Genomic DNA, 23,402 nt, shown 5'->3' on the forward strand with positions numbered 1-23,402 from the left:
CTCCAGGCAGGGCGATGGTGGTGCTGCTACCGTTGCGATCAGTCGATACTAAGCTGACCGTTTTCAATAATATCCTTGATGAACTGCTCCCCAGTCTGTCCTTCCAGGAAAGCAACATCGCTCAGTAGGATTTCCTGGTCGACAGCTGTACCTTCACCACCACTGCTGATCTTGAGCAAGACACCCTCGTCAATCTGCTCAGCCGTGATGTAGTCGCCAATCGTTTCGTCGGAGGCACCCTGGAGTAGATCGGAGAGGCTAAGTTTATCAGCTTCTGCGTCGTCACCGAACTTACCCAGATCAAAGTCGACTACCGTGTCGCTTGCGGGCTCTTCACCCTCGGCGGCTTGATCATTCAAGTTCCAGACGAAGGTATCAGCTCCCAGGCCACCGAAGAGAGTGTCATCACCGGCACCGCCGATCAGGATATCGTTGCCCGCACGACCAATGAGGGTGTCGTCACCCTCTGTGCCATGCACCACGTCGTCACCATCTGTGCCGGTGATTTCATAGGTGCCGTCTTCGGTAGTCTCGACGGAGACAGTGAACGCTGCGCTCGCCACATCCTCATCTGCATCCGAGCCGCTCAGCTCGAAGTCGAGCTGATAATCCTCCGGGTAGAGCTGGGTCACGTAACTGGTAGAGATACCATCGATCTTAAAGCTGTTGCTGTCTGCAGGAGCCAGGTCAATGTAATCGACATTGAGCGCTGGATCGATATTGAAGGCGAATTCGCCATCCGCAGTAGCCAAAGTCGCAGTGTAGATTATCGAGGCCCCATTGACGTCGTAAACAGTCAACTTAGCCTGGTCACCAACCTTCGACCCGCTAGTACTGGATACGCTGAAGATAAAGGAGCTTATACCAATTTCGCCCGCCCCTTTCACTGGCCGGACATCGAACCTTAATGCTTCATCGTGCTTCCCATCAACTGTATTGGAAAATGCACCCAAATCCGATGCGGATATTGTCACATCGGCCAAGTTTCCATTTCGGTACGCAGTGACCGCCAGCTCAAATTTTCCACTAAAATGATCTGCGGTGAATAAATAAGCATTCTTATCTTCTTCCGTGTAGAAGTTCGACTTATCAAAAGTACTCAGAAGACTTTCAATAGTCGTCTCGACGACAGGTGCCGGCGACAGCAGATCGAAGGCATAGGTACCGTCAGCATTCAATGTGAGATTGAAGAATTCGAAGGTACCCGACTGGGCAGTATAGGTGATCGAAGTGTCCGAGGAGCCGGTAACTGCCAACTCATAGTCTGCCGGCATGCCGGCCCAGATCAGCGAACCTTCACCGAAGCTGTCGAGGAAGCCTTGAGCATCCGCTCCCACATCGAACTCATAAATTCCCTCGTAACTTCCCGCCACGTTCCCGATGGCCAGGTTGAGGCTGTTCAGGCTGGGTGTGTCGTCGATGACGTCGACTGTTAGCGTCGCCTCCGCCGTGCTGCCGCCCACACCGGTCACGCTGAGCGACACGTTGTCGGTCAGGGAGCCATCGTTGCTGCTGCCGGGTGCCCCATGCGCCTGTGCCTCACCCAAGGTATAGGTGTAGCTGATGGTGCCTGCGTTGGCCGTGCCGCTATAGCCGGTCAGGTAGAGCGTGCCCATGCTGGTAGAGATGGCTGCCGAGGGCGTGCCGGCACTGAAGCCCTGCAGCTGGGCCAAGTTGAAGGACTGGCCGCTCACCGTGACGCTGGCAATGCCGTCGGTCGCTGCGATCTGGAAGCTACCCGTCGCTGTCTCGCTGGTGTCGGCGATGGAGGTCAGGCCGGCTTCATGGACGGTGCTGTCGGCGCCGCTGACGTTGACCGTTACCTGGGCACTGTCGTTGGCGCCCTGGATGGCGAGAGACAACGTCGTGCTGGCGGTATCGCCATCGGCATCGGTGATGGTGTAGCCGAGGTTGAAGCTCAGCAGGTCGCTGGCGCTCAGCGCCTGTACCGCGGCCAAGCTGTTGTCGAGGGTAAAGCTCCAGCTACCGTCGGCGTTCAGCACCAGGCTGCCGTACTGAGCTATGTCGGCCAGGTCTTCGGCGCTGACGTTCCAGACCACGCTGGCGGTACCACCGACGGGACCGTCGGCACCGAAGCTGTCATTGCCAAGCACGTTGCTGCTGAGCACGTTGCCGATGGCATCTTCGGTCACAGTGCCACCGTTATTGTTGGCAGCCACGGGACCGTCGTCGTTGATGTCCACGGCCAGCGTGGCTTCGGGGGAGACATCACCATCATTGTCGGTCGCCCGTACCTGGAAGGCGTCCTGCACCTGATCATCGGTACCCGTCAGATCGTCGCCGTCATGATCCAGTGTGTTGTCGCTCAGCGCATAGCTCCAGCTGCCGTCGGTGTTCACCGTCAGCAAGCCATACTTGCCCTGCAGTGACGTGCCACCCGCTTCGACCTTGATCCAGTCGCCGTTGGTGTCCTGCACCTCGAGGAAGTCCAGCGTGTCGTTGCCGGTCTGCACCACCAGCGTGCCGGCAGCGGTCAGATCACCGCCGCCGCTGCCATTGGGCAGGGCAGATTCGGAAACCACGCCGTCGTCGCCGTCGGCCAGTACCACCTCGATCGTCGGCTCGGAGTCGTCCTCAAGCGTCAGGGTCACCGTGGCCGTGCTGGTGTCGCCGTCAGCGTCGGTGAGGGTGTAGTCGAAGCTCACCACCCCTTCCTCCTCCGCCGCCGGGGTGTAGGTGAAAGTGCCGTCGTCGTTGTACACCAGTGTGCCGCTGCCGGTGAGGCTGTTTGCCACCAGTGCCACACCATTGATTAGGTCGACGCCGTCGGCACCGTCCGTGTCGTTGGCCATCACGTTGACAGTGACGACAGTGTCCTCAGCCGTTTCCGCAAGGTCATTCTGCGCAACCGGACCGACGTCGAGGAAATTAATGACCTGACCGATATCGATCATGGCGTTGGCTTCGTCGTTATCGGTATCTACCACGGCCTTGGTCAGGAAGACAACATTGGCGAGGATATTGTTCACGTCACTCGCACCGATCTGGCCGGCGCCTGAGTGGACGACAGCCCTCACTTGGTCAAGCGTCACGACGCCAGTTTCGGCATCGACGCTCAGCGTGAAGACAGGCACTTCTTCACCATCGATCACAACGTAGCCGACGATCTGGCCGTCTTCCCCTTCCTTGACCATCACTTCATCGCCGGCCTGCGTATCGACCAGGCCGGAGTTGGCTCCATCGGCCACAACACTCAAGCTATACTCCCGATCCGCCAAACCATCGGCACCGTACTCGGCGCTGAAGTAGCCGGAGAAATCGAACTCAGCGTCGACATCGAGATTGGACTCGTCCACGGTCAGGTTGGCAGGCGCCCACTCGACCTTGATGTTGACGTCGTTGTAGTCCTTGTCGCCACCGCCATAGACGTCTTCCCAGTTGATATCGCCCTCTTCGGCATTGTTCTCGACATGAGAATCGCCGCCGGGATTCAGCGAGGGATCATTGAAGAGCACGGGCGCGTTGGCGTTCTGCCCACTCAGCTGGTCGCCATTCGGGGCAACTGCTACCCAGACGCCATCGACTTGCTGGAAGGTGACTTCAGTCTCGTTCCCAAGCCCAGAGTTGAGGTTGGCGCCGTTCGGAATGATGAAGTAGCCGACCTCGCCAGGCGCATGTCCTTCGAGGACATAGCTGGCGCCCTTGTCCTGCTTGACGTTGGCCCAGATGACCATACCGACCGTCGGGTTGCCGTTCTCGTCCTTGATGTAATAGCCAAAGCTGCTGTTATAGCCGGCAAGGCTATTGAGGTTGGTAATGGTGACTTCGTGACCGGAAGGATCAGTTCCCTCGACGCTCGGCAGGTCGTCGTCGACACGCACGCTGATGCTGCCCGGTGCGGAAACGTCGCCGTCGCTGTCGGTAGCCACGACCTGTACACCGCCAATAGCGAGTTCATCGACGTTGGCGTGGTGGGGCAGGTTGCCGATCAGTTCGACATTGACCGTGACCGTGCCGCTTCCGCCGGCAGCAATCTCACCGCCATTCAGGGTCAGCTTGAGTACCGGCTCGCCACCGAGGCTACCGATCAGCTCGCCCGACTCGTTGATTTCCCAGGTCAGCTCGACGCCCTCTTCGAGGCCGCTCACGCTGATGGCGCCCGGGTTGACGAAGGCGAAGTCGACGATGTTGTCGCTGCCAGCGGTGAAAGTGAGCTCTGCCTCGGCATTTGCCAGCTCGACGTCGCCACCCTCACGCAGGCCAAGCTCATCGACTATCAGATCAACCGTGCCGCCTTCGCCGTTTTCGCCACCTGGCGTCGGGTTCTGGCCGTCCTTGATCTTAATAAGGTGAGTGTCGCTGGCCCGGTCGCCGTCACCGTCGATGGCGATCAGTTCGAAGCTCGCCAGCACCTTGCCATTGCTGTGAACGAGGTTGGTGCCAGGCACAAAAGTCCAAGTGCCGTTCTCGTTGATGGTCAGCGTACCTTCGTCCAGCTCATAGGCATGGCCGATCTGCAGCGCCTGCTCGGGGCCACCGTTAATGGAGATGAGCTGCTGTGCACCTTCGCTGTCGGCACCGGACTCGGTGTTCCAATTGCCGGTGATGGCATTGCCGCCTTCCTTCGCGTTCTCGCGGCCATCCAACTCAGCGGTGGGCGAATCGTCGATGACCTTGACTTTCAAATTGGCATTGGCGGTATCACCATCACGATCCGTGGCTGTGATAGTGAAGTCTCGGACCAGAGCGGCATTTTCATCTGAACCGGAATGGTCCTTATTATCCTTCAGTGTATATTCGTAACGTACGGAATAGCCGGTTCCGAGCAACACCGAATCGATTCCGGTAACTTCAAGCTTGTAGCCATCCGTGTCGATAGCCGCCTGACTGAAATCGAAGCTACCGTCATCATTGCGAGTGACCGTCAAGGTCTTTTGATAGCCACCTTCGCCAATGGAGATGGTCAGCTGGTCCAGACCGTCCACCGCACCAACCACGAAATTGCCGCCCTGGGTCAGCTCTGCCGCATTGGGGTTCGATCCGCTCGCCAGATGCGCCTCGTTAACGGTCAGGTGTGCATCTTGCCCGTACGGCGGCTCATTGATGACGTCTACGCCTAAATCAAGCCCCGCGATGTTCAGGATGGCCGTATCGGTGTCGCCATCGCCATCGGTCAGGGTGTAGGTGAACTTGTCCAGGAACAGGCCCTGGTGATCCGGTGTTGCAGTGCGCACGTAGGTATAGCTGCCATCGGCATGAATGCTCAGCTCACCATGTTCACCCTGGATGACGGCGACGCCATCGATCAGCTCGACGGTTTCTCCACCGAACTGGACATGAGTGACCTCGGCACCGTCCGCCCCTTGCTCGTCATCGTTCATGACGTTACCGGACTTCTCGAAGCGGCCGATCCCAACAATGCCAAGGTCGTTGCTGGCTTCGGGGCCGTCGTCGGCAAAGCTAAGCTGACCGCCCAGGTCGATACCTGCGGTCGTCGTATCACCATCACCATCGGTCGCCGTGACACTAAGCGTGAGGCCGCTTCCAACAAGACTGAGTAGATCGTTCGGATCGGCGTCATCCAGATGCGACAGGGCCAGGTGTTGCGTCAGGGTGACTATCCCGGTTTCGGCGTTCACGCCAATGGTGAAAGCAAGTTCACCGCTTGCGGTACGCCCTTCGATCACACCGTTGTTGTTTACCAGCTTGATGGCTTCGCCGCTGGCTGTCGTTTGCAGCGTGGTCGCGCCATCGCCAATGACGCTCAGGCTATAGCTGACGCTGCCCTCGCCGTCGGCACCGAAAACGGGGATGAAGGCACCTGAGAAGTCGGCGCTATCCGGTGCACCCAGGGTGGTCTCGTCGACCTCCAGGTCCGTGAGTTCGCTGGTGTCGGTCTCAACGCTCGGCATGTCATCGCTGATGGTAATCGTGCCGCTCAAATCGGCGCTCAGCGTATCACTAACGCTGTCGTTGTCGCTGTCGGTCACGGTAACCGAGGCTGACACACCGATCAGGCCCGCCGGCAAGCCGACGCTGTCGTCTCCCTGCTCGGCATGATCGACAGGGCCGGATTGGGTCACGGTGACCGTGCCGGTGGCGGCGTCGAGTGCGATGCGCAGCACTTCGGTGCCGTCGGCGGTGCCGATGACGACGCCATCGACCAGTTCAAAGACGATCGGTTCGCCGCCGCTGGTGAGGTTGTGCTGGGCCTCGCCCAAAGTCAGGGCGTAGTTGTCTATCGTATATTCACCGGCGCCATCGCCCCCATAGTAGGGCCAAACCGCCGCATCGAAGGCCTGTGCGACACTAGCAGTAGCAACGGAAGTATCGTTGACGGTTTCGCTATCGTCGGTTTCGAAAGCGACTTCGCTGAGATCGACTTCACCCAGCTCGAGCTCCGGACCATCGTCGACGAAGTCGAGCAGCGATCCCAGATCGATGACAGTACTGTTGGTGGCGGTATCACCATCGGTGTCGACGACCGTTACCGTCCCTGTGAGCTCAATCAGGCCATCGGCCAGCGAGATGGTCTCTGAGTGGTCTTCGGGGTTCGGGTGGTCGATCGCCTTGAACTGGACGAGAGAGATCTGTGAGCCGTCCAGGTGCAGCACGAAGGCAATGTCTTCCGCGCCGGATTCGACACTCGGTGGAGTCTCGCTGATGCTGCCGACGATCATTCCATTCACGAGATGAAGGAAGATCGGCTGTTCACCGGCGGAGAGGCCGGATTCGACCGGGCCTTCGCCCTCACTGCTCAGGGAGAGCGCATAGTTCCACTGGGTATTGGCATCACGGGCCGAATCAGAACCGGGGTCATCGGCGCCCCAGTTGATAGTGGCCTCGAAGAATGCTGCCAGGTCCTGGCTGTTCGACATGAACGGTGGCGGCGGAAGCGGAATGTCGTTACCCGGCTCCTGGCCTTCGAAGCGCGGGAAATCAAAGATCGGCCCTTCGCTTGGCGAACCCCCGGAAATCATGTACCAGATGAACGGCGGCGCAAGCTCCGCATCGCTGGTTTCCAGTGTCAGTTCGCTCAGAGCATCCGAAGCTTCCACGCTCTCGACGACGGGGTTGTCGTCTGCGATGGAAACATTCAGCCTGCCCGTGGCAGAGCCGCTGGTGCTGGTCACGGTGAAGACCAGGCTGGTAAGCGCCTCGTCCGTGCCTTCTTCGTGCAACAGGTTGTTCAGTTGCGTCAGGGTGAAGGCACCAGTGGCGGGATTGACTTGCAGGGTGAAAAGATCACCTCGCTCGGAAGAAGCCGTAAGCGTGTTGCTACCGGCATTCCAGCTATAGGTGAGACTCTCCTGGCCGACCTGCACTTGAACGCCGTCCATGTCAGCAAAGCTCAAGCTGCCATCGACGCCCGTACCGAAGGAGAACGGCAGTACGCCGGTGACCACCGACCCAGCTTCGCTAAGCGTTTCGGCATCGAACAGGGAAGCATCGAGAACGCCGGCAAAGGGCTCGACGATTTCGAAGAAAGCACCTTCCACTTCCGGCAGATCGCTCTGTTGTCCCAGATCAAACTCGAATGCCAGCGGATCGGTATTCTCTGCAATCCGTGCAAGACGCACGAAGGTATGACCGCCATCGGCACCACCGCCAGGACCGGCACCGGCAGCAGTGGCATCGAGCACATCGAGCAGGTCGACACTGTCGTCGTCCAGCGCCGTCAGCAGGGCTTCGAGATCTTCGTCCAAAGCAGCGAATTCGGATACGTCGGCCGTTTCATTGGCATCAAGCTCCGGTGTCATGACCACTTGCTCACCGTCTTCGACCAGCACCGGATCGGTTCCATCGGCGAAGTCGAGCTGGGCGCTGCCGTTGTCGGAAGTGATCAGCACCTCATCTTCCTGAAGGGTATCGCCCACGCGCAATTCGCGCAGGTTGCCCTCGGCGTCGCGCGCCCAGGCTTGGCCGGTAATCGAGATAACTGTAGCAATGGCCATGACATGGCTCCCTGTGTCGTCTGTGTTTTATTAGTTCACCCCATGACGACACATTAAGTAACACACCGAAACATTAATATTGGACCGATGGACAGGTAACGAAGCGAATGTCCTGCGAACGAAAAAAGGCTTAACGAATCATCGTTAAGCCATTGTTTTAAAAAAATAATAAGATTTCCTAGGCGACATTAACGTCCTGTCTGGACAGACTGAGCACCAATTGCATGCGGTCTCGTACGCCGAGCTTGCGAAATACCGCGCCGAGATGTGCCTTTACCGTGCGCTCGGTGATATCGAGCTGGCGAGCGACCTCCTTATTGGTGCGGCCTTCCGCTACCGCCAGTGCCACCGCACGCTCACGCTCCGTCAAAGCGGACAGACTCCCCTGCGGCAGGCTTTCATGGCCACCCAGGGTGGTGAATGCAACTCCGATCACCTTGCTGAGCAACTCGGCCGGCACCCATACCCCCTGATTGCTGGTAACCAGGGCCACCTGCCCCAGTAGTTCGGGGGGCGACAGTGCATGGATATAGCCACGCGCACCAGCCTGTAGCGCCTTGAGCGCTTCCGCTTCGCTCGGAGCCAACGACATGACGACGACGATGGCCCCTTGTGCGGCCAGCATCGCGGACAACACCGGCCAATCCAGATGATCCGTCATCAACCAGACACGATCGCCACTGTCCACCATGACGCGCGCCTGGTCTGGATTGATTCGCCGGACATCGGGAAAGGCGCTGTGCAGCCGTGGAATATCCGCACGCCTCTGACTAATGAAAAGGACTGCCATCATCGTTCCCCCATGGAGTTGCTCCATGCCCGCAGTACGGGTTTGAGCAGATACTGCATCACGGTGCGCTTGCCGGTCATGATGTCGACCTGGGCCGTCATGCCGGGAATGACCTGAATGTCGCTGCCCAGGTTCGCCCCTTCGACCGTCCTCACTCGCACCAGATAGAAGGTGTTGTCGTCGTCGTCGGTAATGGTGTCGGCACTGATATGGTCCAGCTCGGCTTCGAGACCGCCGTAGATGGCGAAGTCGTAGGCGGTCAGCTTGATAGTTGCCGACTGGCCCGGGCGCAGGAAGGCGATATCTTGCGGGGCTATCCGTGCCTCGACCAGCAGTTGTTCATCGCTGGGAATGATATCCACTACCTCTTGCCCAGGCTGCACCACACCGCCGAGAGTATTTATGCCCAGGCGCTGCACGACGCCGTCCACCGGAGAACGCACCTCGGCAAGGCGCACCCGGTCCTGCAGGCCGGCACTGGATTCATCGAGCGCGCTCAGGTCGCCCAGGGTCTGGGCGAGGTCGTTGCGCCATTCGCTGCGCCGTTCGGCGCTGACTTCGCGCAGTTGGGTGTGAGCTTCCTGCACGGCCGCTTCCAGACGAGCCACTGCGGCAGCGGCCTGGTTGCGCTCACCGGTTGCTCGCGAGACTTCACGCTCGAGACGCAGGATATCCACTTCCGATACCGCTCCCGACTGCAGCAGCGGCCGTGTCAGGTTCAACTCCTGGCTGGCCATGTTGGCCTCACGCTGTGCCGTGTCGCGCCTCGCCTCGGCTTCGTTGAGCTCTTCCTCGCGCTGGCGAATCCGGTCGCGCAGAATGCTCTCCTGCTCTTGCAGCTCTTCACGCCGACTCTCGTAGACTTCGCGCTCCTGAGCGACGATTTCCGGCGCTTCGCTGCGCAGGTCGTCGTCTGGGTTGAAGGGTGTATCGGTCACCAGAGCACGCAGCCGCTCGGCACGGGCACGAAGTGACAGGGCCTGGGCGCGATTCTCGCGGAAGTTGGCAACGAAGCGCGTGGGGTCGATGCGCATCAGTATCTGTCCCGCTTCGACCACATCCCCTTCACGCACCATGATCTGCTGCACCACACCGCCATCGAACGACTGAACTTTCTGCAGCTGGCTGGAGGGAATCACTCGACCCGTACCACGCGTCACCTCGTCGATCGAGGCAAAGTAGGCCCACGCGATCAGCGCAGCGAAGGCAAGCAGCACGATATAGAGAAAGAGCCGCGCCCGGATCGGGTCTTGCTGCATGCGCGCCCAATCGGCGTCACTGGCCCAGTCTCGGTTGAGATGGGCGGAAGTCACCCGCTTGGAGAACAGCCGGTCCATGAAGGGACGGAACGGCCTGCCGCCCACGTCGGTGAAACGGCCGATCGCCTCGAAGCCTTGCTGCTCGGCGCTCTTGCCCTTAGCCTTGGGAGACGTGACGGTCATCAGTTGGCCCTCCCGATCTGGCCCTTGCGCAGAGCTTCAACGACCTTGTCGCGCGGACCGTCGGCGACGACCTTACCGGCGTCGATGACGATGATGCGGTCGACCAGGGAAAGCAGCGAGGTACGATGGGTCACCACCACCAGCGTCTTGCCCTCGCCGTATTGCTCGAGGTTGGCCTTGAAGGCTTCTTCGCTGGCGTGGTCCATGGAGCTGGTCGGCTCGTCGAGCAGCAGAATCTTGGGATCGTGAACCAGAGCCCGGGCGATGGCCACGGCCTGGCGTTGGCCGCCGGAGAGCATCTGGCCGCGCTCGCCCACCTGGAGTTCGACGCCTTGCGGGTGGCCATTGACCAGGCTTTCCAGACCGCTGAGGTTGATCGCTCGCAGCAGCGCCTCGTCGTCGACGCCATCGCTACCGCCACCGGCCACGATGTTGTCGCGCAGCGAACCGAAGAACAGGCTGACGTCCTGCGGCACGTAGCCGATGTGGCGTCGCAGTTCCACGGGATCGAACTGGCGCAGATCGACGCCATCGAGCAGTACCGAACCCGCCGTGGGGGCATATAACCCCAGTAACAGCTTGTTGAGCGAGGTCTTGCCGCAACCGACGCGCCCCAGCAGGGCCACCTTCTCACCGGGCTCTATCTTGAGCGAGATGTCGCGCAAGGCGTCGCGCTCCTCGTCCGGATAACGCAGCGACACCTTGTCGAAGCGAATCTCACCACTGACGACCGGCCGTGAGATGAACGACTTGCCTTCGGGCCGCTCCACGGGGCGCTGCATGACGTCGTCGAGGGATTTCAAGGCGGTAGCCGACTGATGATACTGGGCGAGCAACGCGGCAGCTTGACTCACCGGTGCCATGGCTCGGGACGACAGCATATAGGCGGCGATCAGCCCACCCTGCGATAGGCTGCCGTCGATAATCAGGTAGACCCCGATCAGGATCACGCATACTGCGACGCTATGCTGAGCCCACATCGCCACGTTGGAAACCGAGGTGCTGACCAGGCGCAGTTGCGCCGAGGTGCGTGAGAGAAAGGCCGTGGCCTTCTCCCAGGTTCCCTGCAAACGACTCTCGGCGCGCAGGGTCTTGACCGTTTCAAGCTGCGACAGCGATTCCACCAGGTTGGCATTGCGCTGGGCGCTGACTCGCCAGGTGGTCTCGGACAGTTCATGCAGCTTGCCCTGGGCCGCCATGGCGTAGAGCAGCACGATGACGATGCCGGCCAGCACGGGCAGCGCCAGCGGCGCACCGATCAGCGCGATGATGGCGGCAAAGAGCAGAACGAAGGGAAGGTCCACCAGCGCCACCACAGTGGCCGAGCCGATGAATGAGCGAACCGACTCAAAGGATTGCAGGGTCGAGGCGAACGAGCCGGTCGAGGCGGGCCGGGCCTCCATGCGCAGGCCCAGCACTTGAGCCATGATCCTCGACGACAGCTTGACGTCGGCCCGGCTCGCGGCCAGGTCGACGAAGGCACTGCGCATCAGGCGCAGCGCCAGATCGAAACAGAGCACGATGAAGATACCGGCAGCCAGTACCCACAGCGTTTCGGTGGCGTGATTGGGAACCACACGATCATAGACGTTGAGAACGAACAGCGGCATGGCCACTGCAAACAGATTGATGACCACGGAACCGGCGATCACATCACGGTAAAGCCGCCGGTTCTCACGTATGACACTCCAGAACCAGTGGCGCGAACGCTGCTTGTCGACCTCGGGGCCACGCGCATCGAAGCGGAAGCGCGGGCGTACGTAGATGGCCTGGCCGCCGTAGCTTTCCGCCAAGCCATCGAGATCGACCTCGCTCACGGCATCGCCAAGTTCGGGGAAGATCACCTTGGCCCGGCGCGCCTTGATATCGAGCGCCACGAGCACGCAGGCACGCCCCGGCTCCAGCAGCAGAACAGCGGGGAACAGTGCCGGGTTGAGCTGTACGATACGACTCTTGACGATGCGCGCCGTCATGCCGGCCCGTGAAGCGGCCCGAGGAAAGACACCGGGTGTAAGGCGACCCTCTTCCAGCGGCAGGCCAGCGGTCAACGAATCGGCCGTTACCGCATGGTCATGGGCAAGGGCGATGGTTTGCAGGCACTCAAGCAGTTCGTCGCGAACGGCCGAACGGACGGCACTCAGGGAGGAATCCAGTACTTCTTGCTGTGTCACAGGGACCTCGGGTATGAGGCCCGCCCGGCACTGCCGGACGGGATGGCGCTATACAACGATCGCTGCCTGTGCCGAGCGAACCCGCTACAGGCAGCATTTACCCCAAGTCGTTCAGCCTTGCACGACGTAGCTGTCGACATAGCCAAGGCGCTTCAGTTCGGCACGCAGAGCTGCCAGTTCGCCAGGGTCGCCGATGGGGCCAAGCTGCACGCGATGCAGATCGGAAGTACTGACCAACCGCATCGGCTGGGCAAAGCTGTCACTGAGCTGGTAACCGACATTCTGTGCACGCTCGGAGTTGCTGAGCGTCACCACCTGCAGATAAGCCCCCTGCTGAAGGCTCTCCGCCTGCCGCTCGACCTGCGCCACGGATGCCAGCTCGCCATAGACGCTGGCCACTGGCTGGGTGTCGGCCCAGGCAGACGCAACGCTTGGCTGTGCCGAGACGTCGGCCTCGCTCATCGCGTCCGGCCACTGCTGCACGCCGCCCAGGTCGAGGTTTTCGCCCACTCGCTCGAGAGTGACTTCCACGCGGCGATTCTGACGACGCCCCTCCACCGTGTCGTTGGTGGCGACAGGCTGACGCGAGCCATAGCCGCGGGTCTGGATGAGGCCGCGATCGACGCCCTGGCTGGCCAGGTACTCCGCCACGCTGTCGGCGCGCCGCTGGGAGAGCGGATCATTGATGGCATCGCTGCCGGTGCTGTCGGCATGGCCGGCGATGAATACCCTCGCCAGATCGCTGCGATCACGGATCCGGCCAGCCAGCGCGTCGAGTTCCTGTCGCGCATCGGGGCCCAGTTCGGCGCTGTTGACGGCGAACAGGGCATCCGCAGAGAGCGTGATGTCAGGGGCGCGGGTCGGTGCAGGAGCGGTGATGCCGCGGGTGAAATCGGCCAGGGTATAGCCGCTCGGGCCCTCGACCGGGCAGAGGGTGCTGGGGTCGAGCGCCACACCGTCGCTGCCCAGTTCGGCCAGGGTCGGCATGTCGTCGCGCATCACGCCCAGCGCCTGCATCAGCTGGCCCATGGCGGCAAGCGTACGGGCATCGGACAGGGCAATGTCATACTGGGCATTGGTATAGGCCCGACTGGCTTCGAAGTATTCGTTCTCGCTGTCAAGCACGTCGAGCAACGTGCGCTGGCCGATGTCGAACTGCTGCTGATAGGCGCCACGAACGCGGTCGATCGATTGACGGTGGTCGTTGAGGTAGCGAATCTGCTCGCGCAGGCGCTGGGTGTCGTTGAAGGCGATCTGGGTGGTCTGGCGTACGTTGGTGCACGCCAGATCACGCTGATCGACCGCCTGTTCGACGCGGTCGCTGGCCGCCCGGAACGAGGCCAGATCGCTGCCGCCACGGTACAGGTTCATGCTGGCGACCAGCTCGATGCTGTGGCGATCGCGCCGACCGAAGCCGTCGTAGCCGTTCTCATTATTGTTGGAGCCGGTACGGCCACGCAGGTCCAGCCGCGGCTGGAATCCGGCCTTGCTGCCGGATTGTTCCGCCCTTGCCGCTTCGATGTTCTCGATGGCAGCGTGGAAATCGGGGTTACCCTGGAAGGCGAGATCGACCGCCTCGGCCACCGAAGGGGGCAGACGATCATCGAGCTGCGGCGCCGGCGCCAGATTCTCGGCCGGCAAGCCGCCGACGATACGCTGATAGCGGGCCGTGACGTCGTGCAGGTTGGAAGCTTCGGTCATCAGGTTCGATTCGGCCAGAGCCAGGCGGCCGCTGATCTGCTCGAGGTCTACCCCGCGCCCCGCCCCGGAGGTCACGCGCTCTTCGATCTGGTTGTAGACACGCAGATGCTCGGCGTAGTTGCTCTGGGCCAAGCGGACCAGCTCGCGATAGCGTCTGACGTCGAGATAGGCCTGCGTGGCTTCCAGCGCCACGTTTTCGCTGGCACCGAGCAGCTCGTAATAGCGCACCAGCTCGGCGCGGTCGAGACGCTCGACCTCGCTACGTGTAGCGAAGCCGTCATAGAGCATCTGAGACAGGCGCAGCTCGGCGAAATCGGTGTCGTAGCTGCCTCGCCCGTCACCCTCACGCTCCTCGAGCCCGACGCCGGCGGCCAGGTCGATACTCGGGAGGTAGTTGCCGCGAGCGACATCGACATCGTGCCCCGCGGCACTTAGCCCGTTCATGGCCGCCTTGACTTCGGGGTTGGTGATCAATGCTTGACGCACCACCTGTTGGATATCGGCAGAACCCGGCGCCGCCAGGCCTGGCGGTAGAGTCTGGGCAACCGCTGCGACAATCGGAAGGAGTGCAAGGGAGGTCCCCACCATGATGGCCTTGGCCAACCGATGGGTACGAGAGTGGACAATCGCATTAGTCATGTATGTTCCCTGTCATGATTCGGATGCCCTGTCTGCACAGGCAATCCGTCGAATTGTGAAGGTATATTCTTGTAATTGCGGGGCTCATCCGGAGAGGCCGGATGGTGCATCCATTCCCGATTCCCTTGGATAACGCATTCTTGCCTACTGGCGCCCATGTGTAACTTTTATGTAACACTTGAGTGGCAGCAAAGTGCCCTTAAGTTAACTTCTTATGGCACTTAAGCCGTAATTGTTGCACTTTTGTAAGCTAGCGTAACCGAGGCAGTAAAAAAGTCCAATAGTTTCTCATTACCTGATGTCAACCTTTGGCATGGTTATGACTTGGATCAAGCATGAGAACGCCAGGCCAGCCCTCAGCGAGGCTAATCTCAGGTGGCATCTCTCTCCCGCCGACCAGCAAACATGCTATCGTCTGCCCATGACCGACATGAGCCATCAGCACAAGGAGAGACGTCATGTCTGCCTCATCCGAAATCCAAAAAACGCGCGTCATCACTGAACTGCGCGGTTTCATCAAGAAACTGTTACAGGAACCCCAGATTCTGGAACGCTCTCTGGAGATTGCGCGCCGTCAATATGGCGAGGGCAACCCGGAAGGGGCTCAGGCTCGCATCGCCAACGAGATTTCCGATACCACCAGCGTGCATATCCCCGAGGATCCACAGGAACATTCGGAAGCCGACAAGCTGTTCCTGGAACTGCTCAAGGAAGTGATCAACGAGGAGCAGGCCCTCTACTAGGGAAACGTTGCATAAATGTCTGCGCGTGCGAATCACTGCGTTGCGCGGTGCTGGTGCGCCAGCCCGGTCGAGATCCTCACCTATACCCCCATAGGCTCCGGTTTCTGTGCTCCGTGCGCCTTGTGCTTCATCCCGCTCGACGATTTCTTCAGAGCTTCCCTAAGCCCGAAGACGGCTCGCTCGGGCGCCACGGCGCCCGTCGCGCCTCTCTTCGCTAACCGGGCGCACGCCGACATCACCGCTCTGGTATAATGGCAAGCAATTGTTTTCCAAAACTTTCACAAGTGCGTTGCCATGTACTATCTGCTGAAGCTATTTCCGGAAATCACCATCAAGTCGCGCTCCGTGCGCCGCCAGATGACCCGCTGCCTGGTCGGCAACATCCGTAACGTACTGCGCCCGCTGGGAGATGACGTCCACGTTCAGGGAGGCTGGGACGCTTTGAAGGTGCGGATACCCGCCGAGGCCCCGGCGGAGTGGCACAATCAAGTGGAAGAGATGCTGTGCCGCACTCCAGGCATTCACGAAGTGCAGTTTGTCGAAGAAGTCCCATTCCTTTCCTTTGCCGACACGACCGAGCGACTGCTGCCGGTCTGGCGGGACGTCATCGCAGGGCGAACCTTTCGTGTGACGGTGAAACGCCGAGGCATACATGATTTCTCCTCGGAGGACCTCGAGCGTCATCTCGGTAGGGAACTGCTCGATGCAGCACCCGGTTCCAGCGTTCGGCTCAAGGCACCGGACGTGGACGTCAGGGTGGACGTGGTCGAAAGCCGCCTGCGCCTGGTACGCCAGCGCTGGCCGGGGCTGGGCGGTTACCCCTTGGGCCTGCAAGGCCAGGCCCTGACCCTGATCTCGGGCGGCTACGATTCGCCGGTGGCGGCGTGGAAGATGATGCGGCGCGGCATCAAGACGCATTTCCTGTTCTTCGAGCTCGGCGGTGCCGGTCACGAGGCTGCTGTGCGTGAGGTCACGTCCCACCTATGGAACACCTACGGTCGCTCGCATCGGGTTAAATTCTTCGCGGTGCCGTTCGAAGGCGTGGTGGCGGAACTGCAGCGCAGCATACCTGACGGCCTCATCGGTGTGGTGCTCAAGCGCATGATGGTACGCGCGGCCAGCCGCATCGCATCGCGTATGCGCATACCCATGCTGGTAACCGGCGATGCCATCGCTCAAGTCTCGAGCCAGAGCCTGACCAACCTAGTGCTTATCGACGAGGCCAGCGACGTGCCGATCCTGCGTCCGCTGATTGCCGAAGACAAGCAGTCGATCATCGATACCGCCCGCCAGATCGGTACCGCTCCTTTCGCCGAAGGCATGCCGGAGGTGTGCGGCGCCGTTTCCCAGCGGCCCAACACCCAGGCGCGTCACGACAAGGTCGTCGCGGCCGAGGCGAACTTCGACTTCGGCGTGCTCGATACCGCCATTGAGCTGGCCGTGTCGACTCGCTCCGACCGGCTCATGGAGCCGCTACCCGACAGTGGGCCTCGGTTGGAGGTGGTGACCGACCTGCAGGCCATGGCCGACGCGTCCAACGTCAGCGTGATCGATATTCGCCCTCCTGCGGAGCGTGAAGCCGCACCGCTCGTGATCGAACATGTGGAGTGCCTGGAGATCCCCTTCTTCGAACTCCAGTCACGTGCCGAGGCGCTGCCTGATAGTCGCCGCTATCTGCTCTATTGCGACCAGGGCGTGATGAGCCGCATGCAGGCCATGCACCTGCATGACCGAGGGTTGCGGCACTTCGGTGTCTATCGCACTTCTTGACAGTTGGTGACGGTTACAAATTCTTTTTTAACAATCACTTTATCGCCCCGCCGGACTGCGCTAAAACGAAAATAACAGGTCGCGGTCGGTGGGGAGTGACGTATGGGTGCGCGCAAGACTTCGTCACGCCGGAATTCGTCTGCCGTGACGTGGCTCGACAAGGGCGAATCGCTCGAGAAGCGCTCGCCTCTCATCCAGGAACCGAAGCTCGCTCCGGCGCCCCAGGAAGCGTCGTCACATCGCTATGTCTACCTGGGCTTGGGCATACTGCTGCTATTGTTCAGTGTCACGTTAGCCACGCTGCTGGTGGCCGAGGCCAAGACATCGCACTTTCAGGCCCAGGAACTCTCGCGCTACGCCGCAACCCTGCGCTATACGCTGGAGTCCGGGAGCAGCAGCCAAATTCAGTTCCCCGGCCACGGCCCTTTCGACCAACGGCTGGGTTACACACAATTGCCGGAGCTGGAGGCACGCCTGTTGTCGCGCGGTTACGAGATCACCGAGCAGGCACGCTTCTCGCCTAACCTGCTCGACTATACTCGCCGCGGCTTCTTTCCTCCCTACGCCGAGAAGACTCAGGCTGGCCTGACCATCGAGGAGTGCCGGGGCGATACCCTGTACCAGTTCCGACACCCCCAGCGCCAATACCCCAGTTTCGACTCTATTCCCCCCGTGGTGCTGCAAACGCTGCTTTTCATCGAGAACCGGCAACTGCTGGACGAGAGCACGCCCTACGCCAATCCCGCCGTCGATTGGCCACGCTTCACCAAGGCGGCCCTGTCCCAGGTCGGCCGAGCCCTCGACCTCCCCGGACAGGCTGCAGGCGGTAGCACACTGGCCACTCAGCTAGAGAAGTATCGCCACTCGCCCCGGGGCCTGACCAATTCCCCCCGGGAAAAGCTGCACCAGATGGTCTCGGCCAGCGTGCGCAGCTATCAGGATGGCCCCCAGACCCTGACCGCTCGCCAGGATGTGGCGCTTGACTACCTCAACACCGTGCCGCTTTCGGCCGCCCCCGGCTACGGCGAGGTACATGGTATCGGCGACGGCCTGTGGGCCTGGTTCAGTGCCGACTTCGATGCGTTCAACCGGCGCCTGTCGATCGGTTTCGACGAGGTCGATAGCCGAGCGGAGCAGGGGCTGGCCCTGCGCCAGGTCGTTGCGTTGATGATTGCGCAGCGGCGCCCTTCCTGGTATCTGATGAGCGGTCGCAAAGCACTGGAGGAACTGACTGACAGCTATCTGAGGCTGCTGTGGCAGGACGGAGCGATATCGGACACCCTTGCCCAGGCAGCGCAGGAGCAACGCCTGACCTTCCGCGACTACACCGAGACGCCCTTCAGACTGCGCATCGAGCCGGACAAGGGAATGCGGGTGGCACGTCAGCGCCTGGGCGGTATGCTGGGTATGTCCTTGTATGATCTCGATCGGCTCGACCTCAGCGCTCGTACTACCCTCAACGCCAGCCTTCAGGGCGAAGTCACCGCCTATTTGCATCGCCTGGCGGATCCGGAGTTCGCCGGTGAGATCGGCCTGCTGGGGGAGCGCCTGCTTGCGCCCGATCGAACCCAGGACGTGCGCTACAGTTTCACTCTATTCGAGCGCAGTGAAGACGGCTTCCTGGTGCGTGTGCAAACCGACAATACCGACCAGCCTTTCGATATCAACGAAGGCAGTAAACTCGAGCTCGGCTCCACCGCCAAGCTACGGGTATTGGCCACCTATCTGGAAATGGTGGCCGAGCTGCATGAACGTCACGCCGGCAAGAGCATGGAGGCACTTCGTGCAGTCGAGACCGACCGCCAGGACGTGCTTAGCCGCTGGGTGCTGGATCGGCTCATCGAAGCTCCTGGTCTGACGCTCGACGAGCTGCTCTCCTTGGCCATGGAGCGGCGGTATTCGGCAAGCCCGGCGGAAGCCTTCTTCACCGGGGGCGGGAGACACACGTTCAGCAATTTTCGCCGCGAGGACAACGGTCGCAACCCGACGCTTACCGAATCCATGCGCGAGTCACTCAACCTGCCCTTCATTCGCCTGATGCGAGACTTGGTACGTTACAGCACGCACCTCAACGAACACCGGACCCAATTGCTGGAGGACGACAGCGATCCCCGGCGCCTGGAGTACCTGCGCCTGTTTGCCGACCGCGAGGGACGGACCTTTCTGCACCGCTTCTGGCGCAAGTACCGTCACCTTGACAGCGATCAGCGCCTCGCCACTTTCCTCGAGGGGCTCTCGGTCTCCGCACCGCGCCTGGCCGCGGTGCACCGCTACTTGTTCCCGGAGGCCAACCGCGACGACTTCGCCGCCTTCCTCGGCGCCTGGTTGCCCAGCGCCACCCGCCTGAGCGAGCGCGAAGTCGATACCCTCTTCGAGCGCTACACACCCGGCAGCTATTCGCTCACCGACCAAGGCTATGTCGCCCGGGTTCACCCACTCGAGCTGTGGCTTCTGGGTTACCTGCTCGACTATCCGGAGGCCAGTTTCGACGAGGCTGCTACGGCCAGTGTCGAGGAGCGCCAGGAGGTTTACGGCTGGCTGTTTCGAACACGGCATCGTAGCGCCCGCGACGTGCGAATACGCACCATGCTCGAAGTCGAAGCGTTCCTCGATATCCATGAGCGCTGGCAGCGCCTGGGCTACCCGTTCGATCACCTGGTGCCTTCGCTGGCTACCGCCGTCGGATCGTCGGGTGATCGCCCCGCGGCACTGGCCGAGCTGATGGGTATCATCCTCAACGGTGGCGTAAGACAACCCACCCTGCGCATCGATGAGCTGCAGTTCGCCGCCGACACGCCCTATGAGACTCGCTTCCTGCCAGCCCCTGGACGTGCACAGCGGGTCATGGCCCCGGAGGTGGCGGCAGTGCTGCGCGAAACGCTATCCCAAGTAGTCGAAAACGGTACCGCCAGACGCCTGCACGGCAGCTTCGCACAGGAGGACGGCACGCCACTGGCCTTGGGCGGCAAGACCGGCACCGGCAACAACCGCATCGAAACGGTGGGTCGCGACGGACAGGTCACCAGTTCACGCGCGCTCAACCGCACTGCCACTTTCGTTTTCTACCTCGGCGACAACCACTTCGGCACCCTCACCGCTTACGTGGCGGGTACGGCTTCTGACGACTTCCGCTTTACTTCGGCCCTGCCGGTGCAAGTGCTCAAGGGCATGGAGCCAATACTGCGCCCTTACCTCGAACCCGGTACGGACAGCTGCCCAGCCACGCCCCGCGAGGAGTACCACTTTGCCGAAGATGCCGAAGTGGATCAGTCCGATGACCCTGGCGCCGACTCCCTTTTGTCGCCGGATATCGCCCTGCGCTAGTCCAAGCGCTTCCTCGAAGAGCTCTCCGAGGTGTGCGACATGAGCTATCCGCAAGAGTAGGTCCGGGCCTGGCGTCACCGCTTCCTCAATGGCCAACCGATCGGCAGCGCCGGGGCCCCCTTTTCGGATTAGAACAGCCCTAGCTGTCGATCGATCAGGCTGGAGAAGTCGTCACCGCGGAAAGGCAGGATGGCATCGGCCACCGGCTGCAACTGTCGGCTGATATAGTGCTGATAATCGATGGCGGAGCGACGCGCCTCGAGCGGCTCCGGCCCCGCCACGGTGATCACGTAGCGAATCCAGCCTCCATGCTGATACTGCCGCGGTCGCCCGAGCCGATCATTGCATTCGTCGGCCATGCGCGCGGCACGCACATGAGGCGGTACGTTGCGGCGATACTCGTCGAGCCGGCGGCGCAGCCGCTTGCGATAGACCAGGCGTTCATCGAACTCACCGGAAAGGGTGCAGCTCACATAGTCGCGCACGTAGTCGCGATAGGTCTCGCCGAGGAAGATGCGCCGATACAGCTCCTGCTGAAAGATCTTGGCCAATGGCGTCCAGTCGGCACGCACCGTTTCCAGCCCCTTGAATACGACATGCTCTGCTCCATCAGCATCGCGTACCAGCCCCGCATAGCGCTTCTTGCTGCCCTCCTCCGCACCGCGGATGGTAGGCATCAGGAAGCGCCGAAAATGGGTCTCGAACTGAAGTTCCAGCGCACTCTCGAGGCCATGTTCCACTTCGAGATGCTGCGCCCACCAGAGGTTGACTCGTTCCACCAGGCGTTGGCCTATGGCTTGGGCCTCGACCTCTTCGTGTGCACTGCCCAGCCACACGAAGGTTGAGTCGGTATCGCCGTAGATCACCGTGTAGCCCTCGGCCTCGATCAGCTCCCGGGTACGCCGCATGATCTCGTGGCCACGCAGGGTAATCGACGACGCCAGGCGCGGATCGAAGAAACGGCAGCCGCGCGAGCCGAGCACACCGTAGAAGGAGTTCATGATGATCTTCAGCGCCTGTGATAACGGCGCATTGCCCTCGCGCTTGGCGGCTTCGCGCCCCTGCCATACCCGCGCCACCATGTCGGGCAATGCATGCCGGCTGCGTGAGAAGCGTGCGCCGCGAAACCCCGTCACGGTCTCGGCCTCGAGCTCCACCAGCCCTGACACAAGCCCCACCGGATCGATAAGGAAGGTCCGAATGATCGACGGATAGAGGCTCTTGAAATCGAGTACCAGCACCGAGTCGTAAAGCCCCGGGCGAGAGTCCATGACGAACCCGCCGGGGCTGTCCTGGCCTGCCTCACGACCGCGGGGCAGGTTCGGCGCCACGAAGCCCAGCCGGTGCATGCGCGGCAGGTAGAGATGCGAGAAGGCCGCCACCGAGCCACCGCTGCGATCGGCAGGAAGCCCGGTAACGCTGGCCCGTTCGAGCAGGAAGTCGATGAGCTCGGTCTTCTCGAAGATGCGCGTGACCAGCTCGCAGTCCTTGAGGTTGTAGCGCGCCAAAGCCGGCTTGTCCTCGGCGAACATGCGGTCGATCTCGTCCATGCGCTGGTAGGGGTTGTCGATTGCCTTGCCCTCGCCGAGCAGCTCCTGGGCGACGTTTTCCAGGCTGAACGAGGCAAAGCGCCAGGTAGCCTGGCGCAGGGCTTCGATGCCATCGACGATCAGCCTCCCGGCGGCCGAGGCGAAGAAGTGGTTGGTGTTACTGCCATGGGCGCGCCAGCCGAGCGGTTCATCACCGCGTCCGAGTAGCAGCGGTATGCCGAGACGCTCGGCGTGCCTCTGCAGAATTCGTAGATCGAACTGCACCAGGTTCCAGCCGATGATCGCGTCCGGATCGTGCCGGGCGATCCAGTCGTTGAGGCTCTTCAGCAATGCCTCATGGCTGGTGCAGTACTCGAGCGAAAAGTCACGGTCAGCATCGGCCTTGCCACCCAGCCCGTTGGCGGGACCCAGCATGTAGACCTGGCGCTCGCCGCAGCCTTCCAGCGCGATGGAATAGAGCTCCCCCCTGGCATTCGTCTCGATATCCAGCGACGCAAGGGCAAGTCGGGGGCGATAATCCGGCGCTGGCTTCAGTTGGGTATCGACCAATGTGCCACTGGCATCCGCGCTGCCCGTGAACCAGACCGGCGCAGTGATGAACCGCTCCATCAGGTAGCGTTCCGGCGGACGCACGTCGGCTTCGTAGATATCGATGCCGGCATCGCCCAGGCGCTTGGCCAGGTTCATCAACTGGCGATGCTGGCGGCAGTAGAGACCGAGTACGGGACGATGCCGGAAGTCATGCAGTTCCAGCTGGCGCAGCGCGACGTCACGCTCGCCGCAGCAGCACCTCGGCCTGCTCACGCTGCTCGGCAGGCAAGAACGCCACCGAGGGCTGAACCGGCAGGCGGATATACCGAGGACCATCATCGGTGGCCAGCCAGAACGCGACCTCGGTGCCGGCCGTCGAATCCCGCCAGTGGCGGGTCAGCACGAACCCCCTGCTGTTGTTCCACCCCCACCTCCCAACCCATTGTCATGCCAGCCATTCTATCCAGAGGGCACAGGGCTGTCGCCGACCAACGCTTCCCTTGCAGTAGTACCGGTAGGCGCAGGTTCGTCTGCCAGGCATCATCGTGCCGACTAACTCCCCCCAACGAAACCGGCCCATGCAAAGACATGGGCCGGGCAGACGCAGGCTATGAGCTTCTCCTGTCAGGAAATTGCTCAGTCACACGGAACGACAGCGCGCCGTGTGTCCTTGGCCCACAGGGTCTGGCCGTTAGGCGTTTCGCCGTAGGCGTTCCAGGTCTCGGTGACCTCCACGCAGTAGGAACCGAGGTCCTCGGTGGTCGTTTCCGGGTTGGCGGGCTGCTCATCACTGATACGCATGATGTCGGGGTTTTCGCTAAGGTC

At 61.4% G+C, this 23,402-nt stretch carries 11 protein-coding genes; 3 read left to right on the forward strand and 8 right to left on the reverse strand.

The annotated features are described in order from the left end of the window. Positions 1-38: 38 nt before the first annotated feature. The 5 genes from HNO52_RS11870 to HNO52_RS11890 form a co-directional block, all read right to left on the reverse strand. On the reverse strand, positions 39-7,916 hold the full coding sequence (locus tag HNO52_RS11870; RefSeq protein WP_197565515.1) for a retention module-containing protein: 7,878 nt from the start codon (positions 7,914-7,916) through the stop codon (positions 39-41). A gap of 178 nt (positions 7,917-8,094) precedes the next feature. Continuing rightward, entirely contained in the window at positions 8,095-8,709 is a 615-nt protein-coding gene (locus HNO52_RS11875; protein WP_197565516.1) for a response regulator transcription factor, read from the reverse strand. Next, positions 8,706-10,148 carry an HlyD family type I secretion periplasmic adaptor subunit gene (locus tag HNO52_RS11880; protein WP_197565517.1) on the reverse strand — a complete coding sequence of 481 codons (1,443 nt, stop codon included), beginning with the start codon at positions 10,146-10,148 and terminating at the stop codon, positions 8,706-8,708. Before HNO52_RS11880 ends, HNO52_RS11875 begins: the two co-directional genes overlap by 4 nt. Beyond that, on the reverse strand, positions 10,148-12,319 hold the full coding sequence (locus HNO52_RS11885) for a type I secretion system permease/ATPase (protein WP_232090257.1): 2,172 nt from the start codon (positions 12,317-12,319) through the stop codon (positions 10,148-10,150). The genes HNO52_RS11880 and HNO52_RS11885 overlap by 1 nt, the downstream gene beginning before the upstream one ends. 111 nt (positions 12,320-12,430) lie before the next feature. Further along, positions 12,431-14,659 (reverse strand): TolC family outer membrane protein, encoded by a 2,229-nt coding sequence (locus tag HNO52_RS11890; RefSeq protein WP_197565518.1) that lies wholly within the window; start codon positions 14,657-14,659, stop codon positions 12,431-12,433. 458 nt (positions 14,660-15,117) lie between these two features. Here HNO52_RS11890 and HNO52_RS11895 point away from each other — a divergent pair, with 458 nt between their 5' ends. From HNO52_RS11895 to HNO52_RS11905, 3 genes are all read left to right on the forward strand, one after another. Then, the gene (locus HNO52_RS11895; protein WP_197565519.1) at positions 15,118-15,402 is read left to right on the forward strand and encodes a hypothetical protein; all 285 of its coding nucleotides are present in this window, start codon (positions 15,118-15,120) and stop codon (positions 15,400-15,402) included. A gap of 294 nt (positions 15,403-15,696) precedes the next feature. Beyond that, a complete protein-coding gene (thiI, locus tag HNO52_RS11900) occupies positions 15,697-17,172 on the forward strand; it encodes a tRNA uracil 4-sulfurtransferase ThiI (protein WP_197565520.1) in 1,476 nt (491 codons plus the stop codon). A gap of 144 nt (positions 17,173-17,316) precedes the next feature. Beyond that, positions 17,317-20,496 (forward strand): transglycosylase domain-containing protein, encoded by a 3,180-nt coding sequence (locus HNO52_RS11905; RefSeq protein WP_197565521.1) that lies wholly within the window; start codon positions 17,317-17,319, stop codon positions 20,494-20,496. A gap of 128 nt (positions 20,497-20,624) precedes the next feature. On the opposite strand, the gene HNO52_RS11910 is transcribed toward HNO52_RS11905, so the two are convergent. The 3 genes from HNO52_RS11910 to HNO52_RS11915 all read right to left on the reverse strand — a co-directional run bounded on the left by HNO52_RS11910 (position 20,625) and on the right by HNO52_RS11915 (position 23,378). Then, a complete protein-coding gene (locus tag HNO52_RS11910; RefSeq protein WP_232090259.1) occupies positions 20,625-22,850 on the reverse strand; it encodes a DNA polymerase II in 2,226 nt (741 codons plus the stop codon). Beyond that, on the reverse strand, positions 22,816-22,980 hold the full coding sequence (locus HNO52_RS21085) for a hypothetical protein (RefSeq protein WP_232090261.1): 165 nt from the start codon (positions 22,978-22,980) through the stop codon (positions 22,816-22,818). The genes HNO52_RS11910 and HNO52_RS21085 overlap by 35 nt, the downstream gene beginning before the upstream one ends. Before the next feature lie 233 nt (positions 22,981-23,213). Beyond that, positions 23,214-23,378, reverse strand: coding sequence for a hypothetical protein (locus HNO52_RS11915; RefSeq protein ID WP_197565522.1), 165 nt, complete (start codon positions 23,376-23,378; stop codon positions 23,214-23,216). Positions 23,379-23,402 lie beyond the last annotated feature (24 nt).

The organism is Halomonas sp. MCCC 1A13316 (assembly GCF_014931605.1).
Lineage (GTDB): Bacteria > Pseudomonadota > Gammaproteobacteria > Pseudomonadales > Halomonadaceae > Halomonas.